Origin of the sequence: Psychrobacillus sp. OK032 (assembly GCF_900111345.1) — a bacterium.
In the GTDB taxonomy this organism is placed as follows: domain Bacteria; phylum Bacillota; class Bacilli; order Bacillales_A; family Planococcaceae; genus Psychrobacillus.
The window spans coordinates 38,250-51,088 of sequence record NZ_FOGY01000013.1 but is presented as its reverse complement, the minus strand read 5'-3'; the positions used below and the strand labels follow the sequence as shown (position 1 = coordinate 51,088).

Annotated in this window: 16 protein-coding genes; 15 read left to right on the top strand and 1 reads right to left on the bottom strand. The window is 33.7% G+C overall.

Annotation, left to right across the window (positions count from 1 at the left end; all coding sequences use genetic code 11):
- The first annotated feature begins 460 nt into the window (after positions 1-460).
- From BMZ04_RS20185 to BMZ04_RS20125, 12 genes are all read left to right on the top strand, one after another.
- Complete coding sequence (locus BMZ04_RS20185) at positions 461-745, top strand: hypothetical protein (protein ID WP_093276824.1); 285 nt, start codon at positions 461-463, stop codon at positions 743-745.
- Between the two features lie 202 nt (positions 746-947).
- Complete coding sequence (locus tag BMZ04_RS20180) at positions 948-1,601, top strand: HAD family hydrolase (protein ID WP_093276814.1); 654 nt, start codon at positions 948-950, stop codon at positions 1,599-1,601.
- A 142-nt stretch (positions 1,602-1,743) separates the two neighbouring features.
- Entirely contained in the window at positions 1,744-2,415 is a 672-nt protein-coding gene (locus BMZ04_RS20175; RefSeq protein WP_093276809.1) for a hypothetical protein, read from the top strand.
- Positions 2,416-2,547: 132 nt separating this feature from the next.
- On the top strand, positions 2,548-3,240 hold the full coding sequence (locus BMZ04_RS20170) for a hypothetical protein (RefSeq protein WP_093276805.1): 693 nt from the start codon (positions 2,548-2,550) through the stop codon (positions 3,238-3,240).
- 58 nt (positions 3,241-3,298) lie between these two features.
- Complete coding sequence (locus tag BMZ04_RS20165; RefSeq protein ID WP_255368038.1) at positions 3,299-3,853, top strand: hypothetical protein; 555 nt, start codon at positions 3,299-3,301, stop codon at positions 3,851-3,853.
- A gap of 450 nt (positions 3,854-4,303) precedes the next feature.
- Complete coding sequence (locus tag BMZ04_RS20155; protein ID WP_093276797.1) at positions 4,304-5,203, top strand: hypothetical protein; 900 nt, start codon at positions 4,304-4,306, stop codon at positions 5,201-5,203.
- Positions 5,204-5,301: 98 nt separating this feature from the next.
- On the top strand, positions 5,302-5,601 hold the full coding sequence (locus BMZ04_RS20150) for a hypothetical protein (protein WP_093276794.1): 300 nt from the start codon (positions 5,302-5,304) through the stop codon (positions 5,599-5,601).
- A 144-nt stretch (positions 5,602-5,745) separates the two neighbouring features.
- Positions 5,746-6,120 carry a hypothetical protein gene (locus BMZ04_RS20145; RefSeq protein WP_093276791.1) on the top strand — a complete coding sequence of 125 codons (375 nt, stop codon included), beginning with the start codon at positions 5,746-5,748 and terminating at the stop codon, positions 6,118-6,120.
- A gap of 139 nt (positions 6,121-6,259) precedes the next feature.
- A complete protein-coding gene (locus BMZ04_RS20140) occupies positions 6,260-6,706 on the top strand; it encodes an NUDIX hydrolase (protein ID WP_093276788.1) in 447 nt (148 codons plus the stop codon).
- Positions 6,707-6,937: 231 nt separating this feature from the next.
- A complete protein-coding gene (locus BMZ04_RS20135) occupies positions 6,938-7,645 on the top strand; it encodes an acyltransferase family protein (protein ID WP_093276785.1) in 708 nt (235 codons plus the stop codon).
- A gap of 35 nt (positions 7,646-7,680) precedes the next feature.
- On the top strand, positions 7,681-8,097 hold the full coding sequence (locus BMZ04_RS20130) for an acyltransferase family protein (protein ID WP_255368037.1): 417 nt from the start codon (positions 7,681-7,683) through the stop codon (positions 8,095-8,097).
- Positions 8,098-8,403: 306 nt separating this feature from the next.
- Positions 8,404-9,858 (top strand): beta propeller repeat protein, encoded by a 1,455-nt coding sequence (locus BMZ04_RS20125; RefSeq protein ID WP_093276775.1) that lies wholly within the window; start codon positions 8,404-8,406, stop codon positions 9,856-9,858.
- 187 nt (positions 9,859-10,045) lie between these two features.
- Here the strand turns inward: BMZ04_RS20125 and BMZ04_RS20120 are convergent, their stop codons facing one another.
- Entirely contained in the window at positions 10,046-10,540 is a 495-nt protein-coding gene (locus tag BMZ04_RS20120) for a transposase (RefSeq protein WP_143128330.1), read from the bottom strand.
- A 546-nt stretch (positions 10,541-11,086) separates the two neighbouring features.
- Between BMZ04_RS20120 and BMZ04_RS22980 the strand changes: the two genes are divergently transcribed.
- The 3 genes from BMZ04_RS22980 to BMZ04_RS20105 all read left to right on the top strand — a co-directional run bounded on the left by BMZ04_RS22980 (position 11,087) and on the right by BMZ04_RS20105 (position 12,794).
- Positions 11,087-11,209 (top strand): hypothetical protein, encoded by a 123-nt coding sequence (locus tag BMZ04_RS22980; protein ID WP_255368036.1) that lies wholly within the window; start codon positions 11,087-11,089, stop codon positions 11,207-11,209.
- Between the two features lie 35 nt (positions 11,210-11,244).
- The gene (locus tag BMZ04_RS22525) at positions 11,245-11,412 is read left to right on the top strand and encodes a hypothetical protein (protein WP_166462496.1); all 168 of its coding nucleotides are present in this window, start codon (positions 11,245-11,247) and stop codon (positions 11,410-11,412) included.
- Positions 11,413-12,377: 965 nt separating this feature from the next.
- A complete protein-coding gene (locus tag BMZ04_RS20105; protein ID WP_093276754.1) occupies positions 12,378-12,794 on the top strand; it encodes a MarR family winged helix-turn-helix transcriptional regulator in 417 nt (138 codons plus the stop codon).
- Positions 12,795-12,839: the final 45 nt, after the last annotated feature.

The following is a 12,839-nucleotide window of genomic DNA, read 5'->3' as shown; positions in this document are numbered from 1 at the left end:
TCTAAAACCAATATTGTTCTAAAAATAGATTATAGAGAAATAGTACCATCATAGCTATGATCAAATTTTGGAAAAGGGGAGGTTAGGATGAAAAAGATTGGTTTTGGGAGTAATATTGGTAGCATGATTCGAAAAAAGTAGGACAGCTTCAATTATTAGTAGTAACGAAAACAAAGGGTTAGGCAGCTTAGATATAGAAAATGTACGATGTCTGAAAAATATTTTATTCAACTAACGGGTGCTTTACTTCAAGAAGGAGTAAAGCCTTTTTCTTCTTAAACTAAAGCGGCAGTTTAGTTGAACAAGAAAAAATCGATTTTTGACATTTTTAAGAGGGGAGTTTATTTAAAATTGGAACATCAATTCGTTTCAAACGTTTTATAGTAAAGGGAGTGTTTAGTGGAAGAAGGAATTATTGCCTATCGTAGATAATAAAAGAATTTAAGGGGGAGGTATAGTTATGTGGATAATATTTGGGGTTATTGCAATAGTAGCAACTTTTATAAATCTTTATATGTATAAAGCAGGAAAGGATTATAAGCTTGCTATGGCGATAGGGTTATCATTTACAGCCTTAACACTTTGTTCAGAATACAGTCTTGTATCTCAGTGGGTAAAAGTGGAAGATTGGGCAGCTTTATTGGATGTAGTACCTGGTATGGAAAGGGCATTATGGTTTTTGACAATTGTTTCTATCTTACTAAATATAGCACCTATACTTTTAGAACTAAAAGGTAAGAAATAATTACTTATTGTCACTTTATTTATATGCAATTATTGTGTTGGTCTTTATATATAACTAACGGGTGCTTTACTTTAAGAAGGGGTAAAGCTTTTTTCTTATTGAACTAACGCGGCAGGTTAGTTCAATAAGAATTGATCAGACTACCCTGTCGCTATGTTAAAATTTAGAGGCTATTCAGATATGGAAAAAGGGAGAGAAAGCAATGTTACAATCACTGATTTTTGATATGGATGGAACTCTATTTCAAACAGATAAAATTTTAGAATTATCACTTGATGATACTTTTAACCATTTGCGGTCATTAAATAAATGGGATACAGTAACCCCTATTGATAAATATCGTGAAATTATGGGTGTACCTTTACCAAAAGTATGGGAAGCTTTGTTGCCTAATCATTCCAAGGAAGACAGAGAACAAACCGATGCTTATTTTCTGGAAAGATTAGTTGAAAACATAAGAAGTGGGAAAGGTGCTTTATATCCCAATGTAAAGGAAGTTTTTACTTATTTAAAAGAGAATAATTGTTCAATTTACATAGCGAGTAATGGTTTAACGGAATACTTAAACGCAATAGTGAGTTATTATGATTTAAATAATTGGGTGACTGAAACATTTAGTATTCAACAAATACAAACGTTGGATAAAGGAGGTTTAGTTAAATCAATTCTAAAAAAATATGGTATAAAAAAAGCAGCAGTAGTCGGAGACCGTCTATCTGATATAAATGCAGCTAAAGATAATGGTTTAATTGCAATTGGATGTAATTTTGATTTTGCACAAGAAGATGAACTCGCACAGGCTGATTTGGTAATAGATGACTTAATTGAACTAACAACAATATTACCTAAAATGTAAAATAACTTCTTCAACTAACGGGTGCTTTAGTAAAATGTAGGGCTGATAATACAGCTCACTTTTCTTATTGAACTAACGGAGCAGGTTAGTTCAATAAGAAAATAGAATGTATATTTATTAAATGATTTAGGAGGAATTATAGATGGAGTGGTCCCAATGGTTGCAAGGAGGTCCTTTCCTCGAAGTTAGTTTCTTATTGGAACTTAAAGAAAAGAAAACGAAAACAGTACAGGATATTATTAATAATTTATCAAAGGTTACAAATAAAATTGAAATTGTTGACGAAAACGTTGATGAAATTATTGATTTTTTTAATAGAGGTTATCCCTATGATGAAGAAAATCCGCAAACCATTAAATTGCACTCATTAAAATTAAGATTATATGTCTATATATTAAGGAAACGTAAGGCGACATTACAATTAGAAGTGGTTTCTCCAAATGCACTAATGGTTAATTTTTGGTTTTATGGAGATGAAAATGATGAACCAGAATGTGACCAAGTTGGAATAATGAAAGAGGAATTTACAGGCTTTACAAGTTTTCTTAAAGAATTGTATTCCAGTTATGAGTTTAAAATCGGTGGAATTGCATTCGAAGAAGATGTACTGAAATTATTTGGGTTCGAAAAAACATACCCGAATGAATGTTTTCGTTACGAAAACGCGTCTCCTACCCATTTTTTAAAAGAACCCTCTTCTTTCGTAAATATAATTTGGAATGAAAAATACGAGAAATTAAGCCATATTCCTTACAATTACAAAAGGCTTGATAAGGAAGGAATACTTATTGAAACGAGTAATTTTAATGTCTAACCTTCTTCAACTAACGGGTGCTTTAGCAGAACAACGCTGTCAGTAGACAGCCTTTATTCTTGTTCAACTAAAGCGGCAGTTTAGTTGAATAAGCAAACATTTTAGGGAACACTAAAATGAGGTGTTGAACTAATGAAAAGATACATTACTTTTATAATGGCATTTCTTCTTGTTATTGTCCCTAATAACCCAAGGGCAGAAATTGAAGGATATGATATCGTTGCAAAGTCAAGAAAAGAGAATATAACCTTATACGCTAAAAAAATGAATGATTTATATTATGATTTCAAACTTGATTTCAAGGGGGAGGTTTACTCAAGACCTTTTTGGATAAACGTTGCTAATAATATTACTTATTCCCCGCAAATATACTACGAAGACATTAACAAAGATAAAAAGAAAGAGTTAATCATCATTCTGAACCAAGGCTATGGCACTGGTTTATTACAGCAAGAAATTTATGTTTATGGATATACAAACGGATTGATTGACGTACTAGTTGATAACCCTTTAGCAATTATTTATAAAAACGTAAAAACCAAGTTATCGACTGAAAAAGCCGAAATAAAAATAGGTGATAAAGTGTATAAAGTTGATATAACCCCTTTAAAAATAAAACCTACAAACTTATTTGAGGATATTGCTTTTGGCGGTGTAACTAAATATGAAGTAAAAGATCATCAACTTATTGCTACAATCTCTGGTCAAATTTCTCCAGCTGGCTTTGTTGGTCAATTTGTAATTGTTTATGAATATCGTGATAAAATGTATCAAGCGAAATCAATTGAATTTCAAACTTCACCCGATTTAAGATTTATTAACTAACGAAGCAGTATAGTTGAACAAGGTTTGGAAAGAATACCCCTAAAAGGGGTATAAGAAAATGGAAAAAATAGTTTTTGTTGTCTTACTTTTGATAATTTCAATTGGGGCTGTTGAGAAAATATCTGTTGGTTCAATAGAATCAGCTGAAGGTACATTTAAAGTCGATGAACAACAAGAATTATCAATAAAACAAGCGATTGAATTAGCATATCCTGCTGCTTTGGAATGGGATGAAAATGCACAATTACTAGATGCGATAAATATAGATTTAGATGATAAGGCTGAGAAGTCAATTGGAAGCAACGGGAAAAGAAAATATTGGAATATTAATTTTGGAGTACCAGATACTCATAAGAATTTTTTGGTAACCATTTATAAAGGGGAAATTGAAGAAAAAAAAGATTTAACAGTGGATGGTAACTCGCCTTATCCCAAAAAGGATTTTATTGTCTTAGAAGATATTAAATATGATTCACCAGAGTTGCTTAAAAAAGCACTGAAAATGGGCAATGTTTATCCTGGTAGAGACTGGGCGAAAGGTTATAATTTTATGCTTATAAAAAATCGAGAGACCAACATTAATTACCATGATCTTAGTGGTAGGTTGGAATAGTGATAGGACAGAAATGAAAGCAGCGGGCTTTAATGCTTCAACAGGAGAATACATTAAACCTGATTTATAAGTTATTGTTCCTTATTAAGCTAACGGGTGCTTTACTTCAAGAAGGAGTAAAGCCTTTTTTCTTATTGAACTAATGCAGCGGGTTAGATTAAGAAGAACTTTTAATTAATAGGGGTGTAGAAATGAAATTTCGCTATTTCGTTATTTTTATTATTGGATTTTGTTTAAGTTTTATTTTATCAACAGATTTATTTGAAGAAAGTAGTAGAGTTTTAAATACGTTATATAGAATCTGCTTTGGACTGTTTTTTCTATTCGTAATTTGGCTTGTCAAACCTAAAAGAAATAATGTGGATGATAAGATTAACAGCGATTAATGAGTATCCATCTTGTCTTATTTCGCTAACGGGGTGCTTCAAAGTTACATAGGAGGTTAGTGTATTGAAAACCGAACTGGGAATGTCATTTTTTACTGACTCGAAACTTCGAAGTGAAGTCATTAAGATATTTAATAATTATAATATTTTTGTAGAATTCCCCGAAGTGGGTAGTAGGACATCTGAAGTTACCTTTAATATTAAGGTTCCTCTTGATAAAAGTATAAACTATGACACTGTTAAAGTGATTTATGAATACTTAGAAAAACAATTGAAAATTGATTTTATCGGTGAAAAAATTAGTTTCATTTGTTCAGATGATGAATATAGGGAGTCTCCATTATTTGTTTTGGACTCCACAGGCAATTCTCAAAGTGCATTTTTAGAAGATAAAGGAACAAAGTTTCATAAGGAAACATTTTGTGAAGTCTGCGGACTTATTCAGAGAGATCAACTTTCTCCGTTAGTAATAGATACATCCAAAATCAAAGATAGATATATGGTAAATGTAGGACCCTTTTGGGTAGTTTCTGAGAAAATGGTAGACTTAATGAACAAATGGAACCTTAAAGGATATGATTTAAATCCTGTGGTGCATAAAGGACCTGAATCGGGTAGTCAACAAGCATATCAAATTATACCGAAACACACTCTCCCTAATTGGAGTTCTCAAATGGTATACTTTTATTTTGCTACAGAACCAGAACCATGCATTTGCGGTATCAAACGTACTAGATATGGACCATTTCATTACGATAAAGAAGACTTAAAAGATATGGATTCGGATATATACCTACCAGCCGAATGGACCCACGACGGCAGATATGTATACAAAAAGACCTTATTCAGTAAGAAGTTCCGTGATTTAATTATAGAAAATAAAATTTCCAAAGATGTTAGAGGATCTGATGATGAAAAATACGGTTCAAAAGACTGGGTATTGGAGCCAGTAATATTAGTTTAACGATTGAAGTGTTAAATGAATAAATAAGTAACCAAAACAACTTGAAATCTGTCGGTTCTAATATAGAGATGACGACGGTTTAAAGGTAGGGGAACACAATGAACAAAAAATATAGCAAGTGGTCTGCCATATTAAGTATTATTTGTGCAATAACTATTTTTACTTCTTATGCAATTGCACCACAAGAGCCTGAAGCTTCGATGGTTGTACTTCTAAAAATATTATTTTTCACCTCTATTTTCGCAGGTGTTCTTAGTCTGATACTTAGCTATTTGGCGTTTAAAAACAAAGAAGAAGGCTTTTTGAAGAAGATAGCCCCTATTATAATTTTATTGATATTGTTAGTGTTCGCCCTTTCAATTATTGGAATAATAGTAAGTCTGGGTGATTTATTTTAATGTCGCTTATTTCACTACGGGTGCTTAGTTAAAGATCATGGGGTTGCTTAGGCAACTCTTTTCTTATTGAACTAACGCGGCAGGTTAGTTGAATAAGGAAACTAAATGACTATTTGACGTCTAAAATATACGAGGGGGTATAATATGAAAATTATTAAGTTATTATTTGCCTTTATTTTAGTGTTATTATTATCTGCTTGTAATCAACAATCTGTTGAAGACCCTGCAAATCCAAAGGTTAATAGTGAATATAATCGTTCGGCAGATATTAAAGGAATAATAGTAAAAGTTGATGAAAATAAAGCTCAACTGTTAATCCAGGGAAATGGTTTTGGGCTGAATGATGATGGCGAGGGAATTATTCAGTTGGATACAAAGTATTATTCAGCTGCAAATTTTGAAAAAGACCAAAATGTTGAAATATGGGTTGATAGTCAGGTGCAAGTGGCAGAAGAGCCTAACCTCCCGATTATTAGTGATGTTGCTAAAATTAATTTTACTCAAAAAAAAGATAAATAATCTTGTGATTGTGGAAAAAACTAGTTTACATTTTAGGAATATCCGACTTCTTATTGAACTAACGCAGCAGTTTAGTTGAAGAAGGGTTTTTGAATAGAAAGGTAGAAGGTTAATATACAACAATCAAGGAGCTGGTTATGTGAATGTGCCTTTGTTAAGGGCTGAAGGGATTATCGTTAATGAAGATAAGACAGAAATTCTTGTGCAATGTGATTTTGATGAAAGTTTTTACCGTCTTCCGGGTGGAAGTATAGAATTCGGCGAAACAGCAGGTGAAGCTATTAAAAGGGAGCTAATTGAAGAATTTGATTTAGCTTTGAACATTGGCCAACTTGCTTGTATTAGTGAAAGTATTATTCAGTATGATGGGAAGAGAAGGCATGATTGCACCTTAATCCATTGGTGTTCAAGTAATAATAATGCAATGAATTATCTTTTGCATAAAGAAACTCCAAAAATCAAGCTTGTTTGGCGTACAATTTCTCAATTAAGCGAAAGACAATTTTATCCAGAGGGAATATTGGATATTATTGTTTCGGGCAACAATTTTATTAAACATATCAAAAGAGAAAAGACTTATGAGTGATTACTTATTAAACTAACGGGTGCTATACTTGAAAATCGGAATTGCTTAAAAGGCTCTTTTTGCTTGTTCCGGGGCAGGTTTAGTGGAAAAAGTAATTAACTTATTATCTATATCATATAAGTATGATAATGCGAAATAGCTATGATTAAAAAATAAAATTATTTTCCTGTAGTGGTGAAAAATACATTGCTATTATCTCAGTGTAACTTTTAATGGGAAAGGGGTTTATAGGTGAATAAAGAGAGCGATCGTTTATATTTCATCGATAATCTAAAAATAGCTTTAATTATGCTTGTAGTAGCTCACCATGCTGGACAAGCCTATGGACCAGGTGGTTGGTGGTTTTTTTTGGATGATGAATCTATCAACTGGTTGGGCAGATTTTTCTCTGTAAATGCAGCATTTTTTATGAGTATGTTTTTCTTTTTATCAGCCTATTTTCTCCCTCAATCAATCTCGAGAAAAGGGCCGAAACGGTTTTTAAAAGAACGGCTTATTAGAATTGGTATTCCATTACTACTTGGATTTCTCGTGATAATTCCTATTCTGATGTATTTATATTACATTAATTTCAGAGATTATGAACCCATCTCATTTTTTTCTTACTATGTTAATATATTTTTTGGACTTGGTAATGAACCCTCGAACTGGTCCGGGCCATCATGGCCTGATATGCAATTTGGCCATTTATGGTTTTTAGAGCATTTACTTGTGTATGCGGTTGTGTTTTCAGTCTGGACCTTCTTTACATCTAAGAAAACCACAAAAAAATTTGATGGAAACATTAAGGTTTATCAGATTCTCTCCCTGTGGTTGGTCGTTAGTTTAGTGACTTTTATTACAAGGATATGGTTTCCTATTGATCATTGGACAGCTTTTTTAGGATTTATTCAAACAGAATTTGCACATGTACCACAGTATGTGAGTTTTTTTGTTTAGGCATTATGGCCTTTCATCGCAAATGGTTTTTAACTTTGAGTGCAAGAGTAGGATACATCTGGCTTATTATTGGAATATTAATAGTAACCATTTTGTATTCTGGAGGAAATACGGTAGATCCTTTTCTTTTAAAAGGGGGGCCAAACTTCGGTTCGTTGGCTCGATCATTAATTGAGACGTTATTGTGTATTTCGCTTGTAATCGGTCTTCTAATTTTATTTAGAGAAAAAATTAACGGCACTAATCGTTGGTCAAAGATGTTATCAAACAATGTATTTGTTGTTTATTTCATCCATGTGCCAGTAGTTGTCTTCCTTCAATATACATTGAATGACCTACCAATACCGGTCATGGCTAAATTTCTTATAACGGCATTTTTAGGAATCATTCTAAGTTTTTTGCTAAGTCATTTTGTATGGCGAAAGATTCCATACCTCAAAAAAATGATGTAAAGGAAATAATTTTTAGATAAATGGAAAAGCCAGCATTACTTTTGTCTTAATAGTAGGATAATGATGTGTCATATAAATAATGGTTCTTGTTCAACTAACGGGTGCTTTACTTCAAGAAGGAGTAAAGCCATTTTTCTTATTGAACTAAAGGGGTAGTTTAGTTTAAGAAGGATTCTCTGATAAAAGGAGTATTTTGTTTGTTAAATTGGATCTAAGAGGGAATATAACGAAGTATTTACCCCATCCTAAATAAGCACATTAATCCTGTGATTAATGTGCTTATTTAGTTATGGGATGGTGGTAATTTTGAATTTCATAAAAAAAATCTCTTGTTTATTAGTTATTTTTTTAGTTTTTGTAAATTTGATTGGTCGTGAAACAATCGCTTCAGATGGTGAAATTACGCTAAAAGAAGCGATTGACATTGGATTCGAGAGAGCAAAAGAATGGAATGTAAACGCAATACTTACCAGTGTAAACAGTGTGGATGAAACGATGGGGGGCTCGAGAGGGGAAGCAGGGAAACGCTTTAATTGGTTTGTGCAATTTATGGCTGAAGGTACAGATGAGCATTTACTAATTGGTATCTCAGAAAAGAAAATTACCTTATTTAGACCGATTAAGCAATCTCAGGTTCCTACAATACCCTACGATGAGATCAAATTGGATAGCTCTGATGTTCTTCAACTAGCAAAGGATAAATATGATCTAAAACAAGGAAAAGGTTGGGCAACAGGATATCATTTTACATTGGATAACATCGAGGGTACACCAATTTTAACAGTGATTGGAAATGATCGAGATAAACGATTTACTCGAATTTCATTCAATGCCAGAAACGGAGATATAGTCAGTGCCATTCATAAATTACCATACGGTGGAGGATTAATATCCAAACGTATTGATTCCGAAAAGCTATCTAAAAAAGGGGTGGCAATAATGGGGGTTGTCGCTGGAAACAAAAAACTAGTCATATGGGGAGACAAAAAGCCAACTCAATTTAGTACAAGTAATCAACCTTTTATTGAATGGAGCGAGAACGGCGGAAAAAAATGGACAGAACTACGAGCTGATAATTATGTGACACAAGCTTGGTTTGATAGGAATGATCAATTATATGCGGTTACGGAAAAAGAAATATGGGCAGGTATTACATCCAAAAGTAAAGGAAGGAAAATTCTTTCATTAGACCACCCGATTGAGAACGTCGATTATTCCATCAACAATCATATAGCTGTGCTATCAAATGGAACTATTTATTATACAAGCGATCAAGGGGAAAGTTGGGAAAAAGCTATTGTTCCTAACCCATTTTATGTGATTCAAATATCGGATAATGGTGATTTGTTAGGACTCACAGAAGAAAGAAAGCTTTTACAAAAGATAAATGATGGATGGAACGAAATCACCATGCCGAATAGTAAGGATGTACCGTGGAATATGAAAGTGATTAATAATAGGCTATTCATTACCACAGAGAGTGGAATTTGGACGCGAAATCTTCAAGAGGTAAATTGGAGAAAAATCACCGTGGATGAAGAGATAGTTCAATTTATTAAAAAAGGAGAGAAATTATTCGGATACACCAATAGAAGTGAAGCTATCTATTCCATCAGTACGGAAGACGAAAGCAAATCTGAAAAAGTGTTTGAAGCGAACGATACTATCGTTTCTGATATGGATAGGATGGGAGATATGTTGTGGATTGCAACTGTGCCAAATTATTCATGGGAAGAAATGAAGGTTCAGCAAAGTCGATAAAAATTTCAATTGTATATCCATGAAAAAATATTGTGAAACATTTCACTTAAACAACGGGTGCCTTAGCAGAACAAGGGGCTGCCTTTAAGGGTAGCTTTTTCTTATTGAACTAACGCAGCAGTTTAGTTCAATAAGGGATATTAATCAATTGTGTTGAAAAAGTATACTAGTGGAGAGTGATTCTTTCTTACTCGAACGAGAAACTGTATATTCCTCTCCAACCAACCGCCGATTTTGTTTTATGGGCATACCCTCGGTCCATTACATACAGTGCGCCGTCTGCGTCGATAATGTGATTGACTGCGTCAGAATCAGCTACGTTTCCCGTAGATGGAATCATCTTTTCCGGAAAGACACTATCGGGCGAAGCGACGACAATTCGGACATGTAGCTTGATTCCACAGGAATCTTTTGAGATTGCCGTCCAATTTGCGGCGTTATTAGGCAACTTGATATAGGTACCATCAATGATTCGAAGGAGACCAACGTTGGCATTCAACCCTTTAGCATCCCCTTTTAAACGCCGGTAATGTGCAGCCAAACGGCCGAGAAAATCTCCTAAATGGGACGTTTTCAGCTCTGATAATCGCCGGCCAATTGACGAATGACTGATCGACTTTAATCCGATTTCTTCTAAAAACTTTGGTTTAGAACAAAGTAATAATAATCGACGTACTAACATATCATTCAAAGGATCTATACGTTTTTTTCCATTGCGGAAGCTACTTAACTTTGGACGCTGATATCCTAAAAATAATACATAATATTCAGAAAGGTGTTGACATTCAGAAATAAGTAATGATATCCTATAGTAGTTAGATATTCAAATTAGAAATGGAGGTACGGAAAATGACTACATTTAGAACTTCAAAAAATAATCGTATAATGATTTCGTGCCCAACCGCTAATTATTTTTTTGTAAATAATTAATACGGACGGCATGTTATGCCGTTCTTTTTCTATGAGCACACGCTTATGTAAAGAAGCGTGTGCTCTTTTGTGTGCATTTTTAGAAACTTTGGTGTTTTCACGCATTGCGTGTTGCATATATAAACAAAATAACAAGAAAAGGAGTGCTGGTGATGATGATCATGAAACAGCGAAGAAAGTTATTAAAAAAGGAATCTCTCGAAAGTGGATAGCACCGGTTGGGGAAAGAAAAACCCCAGTTGACTAAAATGATGCTATTGGTTTAATCGGAAAAATAATAAATGAAGGAGGAAAAAAAATGATGATACCAAAAATGAGTGGTAAGCAGATTAATAAATTTGTAGGTAAAAATAAATTGGAGTCGCCAACACACTATTTAGGTGAAAAGTGGCTAACAAGAATGGTGCTAGCCACACCTTAACAATATAATTGGACTTCTCCTTAAGGAGAAAAATAATGTTTACGATTAACGATATAGAATATGCAAAGCAACGGATGGCTGACTTGGAAAAGGAAGCAAGACAATATAAATTAGGACATAACTACCTATCTAGAAAAAAGAAAATCCAAAAATCTTTTTTGAAAAGAGTCTTGAGTTATTTTACACGCGTAAATTCAAAATAACCTTCAGAATTGGTAACGATAAGTTGACATAAAGTGAACCTTTAATCAGTGGGGGTATTACTGCCAGTTAATGCGGGATAAAGAATCCCATTGAATTCGCTACGGCGCTAGGGACGCCCCTCGCCATAAGCCAAGCAGCTTCACCGCTGGTCTGATGACTTTGGCTACCCCTGTTAAGGCTCCTGCACTTAGTTCGTTTAGATATTCATTTGTTCGATTTATATAGATAGTAGTCAATTACCTATTCATAACTAAGAATAGATCTCTAGCGCGTGTGAGTACGCACTAGAGATCTTTTTGATTAGAAATATCGATAATTAAGTGAGAGGTACCCGCGTTCTAACACGATTATTGCTGGAATTGGAGATATCCCCTTGAGTCTTTCGAGATTAAGTTGTTCTCAGATATGCATTGTGAAATGTTACACTTATACTAACAAAGGTTAGTTTAATAAGGCATACTTAAAGAAGGGTTTGCAATTGAGAGGGAGTGGAGTTGGTGGATAGGGAAAAGAACCATTACTTATATATTTTCATTGGATATATAGGTACTTTTTTAATAATGATTGCTGGTGTAAGGTACATTTTAATCATAGATGATGTCATAGGGCGTGGACTCATAATGTTTGGACTTATTTTTATCCTAAGTAGTTTAAGATTTATGGAAACCAAACTTCTTACAGTAAAAGAAAGACGAATTGTTAATTGGTCATTCTTTAGTGTGACGGCAATAATTTTTTTAATTGGTTTTACTTTCGTATAAATATCATCTTAATTGAATCATTTTCAACAAACGGGTGCTTTACTTCAAGGAGGAGAAAGCCTTTTTCTTATTGAACTAACGAAGCAGGTTAGTTGAAGATGAAAGTACAATGAAACATGGAGCTTTTTATATTCGCTTTATAATTAACATTATGCTAGTATTTACTTAGCCTGCTAAATATTTATTGAAAGTGAGGTTTGCTTATGGTCGATAATGAAATACGTGAACACATTGATAAAATATCCTCTCAGATGCGTCGACAATACTCAGAAGCGTTACGAGAACTAGATCTTCATGTCGGTCAAGATAATTTATTATGCAAATTATGGACAGCAGATGACATAACACAGATGCAATTAACGGAACTTTTGAATTGCGAGCCTTCTACCGTAACAAATATGGTCAAGACACTGGAGAAAAAGGGCTTTGTTTATCGTAAGAAAGACCCAGTGGATGGCCGGGTGAGTCGTGTTTATTTAACGGAAAAAGGTCTAGCGGTACGTGAGCCTATTACGCAAATTTGGCGCAAGCAGCAAGATAAATTACTAAAAGGACTAACAGCGGAGAATCGTGAACTCTTAAATAAGTTCTTACAGCAAATGGAGAAAAATCTTCGATAAATCTCCATTTAATTATTTACTTAGCAACCTAAGTAAATAGCGGGA

Bases quoted from the DNA above. Each gene is read 5' to 3' on its own strand.
- BMZ04_RS20170 (WP_093276805.1), top strand. From the start codon at position 2,548: ATGAAAAGATACATTACTTTTATAATGGCATTTCTTCTTGTTATTGTC.
- BMZ04_RS20145 (WP_093276791.1), top strand. From the start codon at position 5,746: ATGAAAATTATTAAGTTATTATTTGCCTTTATTTTAGTGTTATTATTA.
- BMZ04_RS20175 (WP_093276809.1), top strand. From the start codon at position 1,744: ATGGAGTGGTCCCAATGGTTGCAAGGAGGTCCTTTCCTCGAAGTTAGT.
- BMZ04_RS20165 (WP_255368038.1), top strand. From the start codon at position 3,299: ATGGAAAAAATAGTTTTTGTTGTCTTACTTTTGATAATTTCAATTGGG.
- BMZ04_RS20120 (WP_143128330.1), bottom strand. From the start codon at position 10,540: ATGTTAGTACGTCGATTATTATTACTTTGTTCTAAACCAAAGTTTTTA.
- BMZ04_RS20105 (WP_093276754.1), top strand. From the start codon at position 12,378: ATGGTCGATAATGAAATACGTGAACACATTGATAAAATATCCTCTCAG.
- BMZ04_RS22525 (WP_166462496.1), top strand. From the start codon at position 11,245: ATGTTTACGATTAACGATATAGAATATGCAAAGCAACGGATGGCTGAC.
- BMZ04_RS20180 (WP_093276814.1), top strand. From the start codon at position 948: ATGTTACAATCACTGATTTTTGATATGGATGGAACTCTATTTCAAACA.
- BMZ04_RS20150 (WP_093276794.1), top strand. From the start codon at position 5,302: ATGAACAAAAAATATAGCAAGTGGTCTGCCATATTAAGTATTATTTGT.
- BMZ04_RS22980 (WP_255368036.1), top strand. From the start codon at position 11,087: ATGATGATACCAAAAATGAGTGGTAAGCAGATTAATAAATTTGTAGGT.
- BMZ04_RS20185 (WP_093276824.1), top strand. From the start codon at position 461: ATGTGGATAATATTTGGGGTTATTGCAATAGTAGCAACTTTTATAAAT.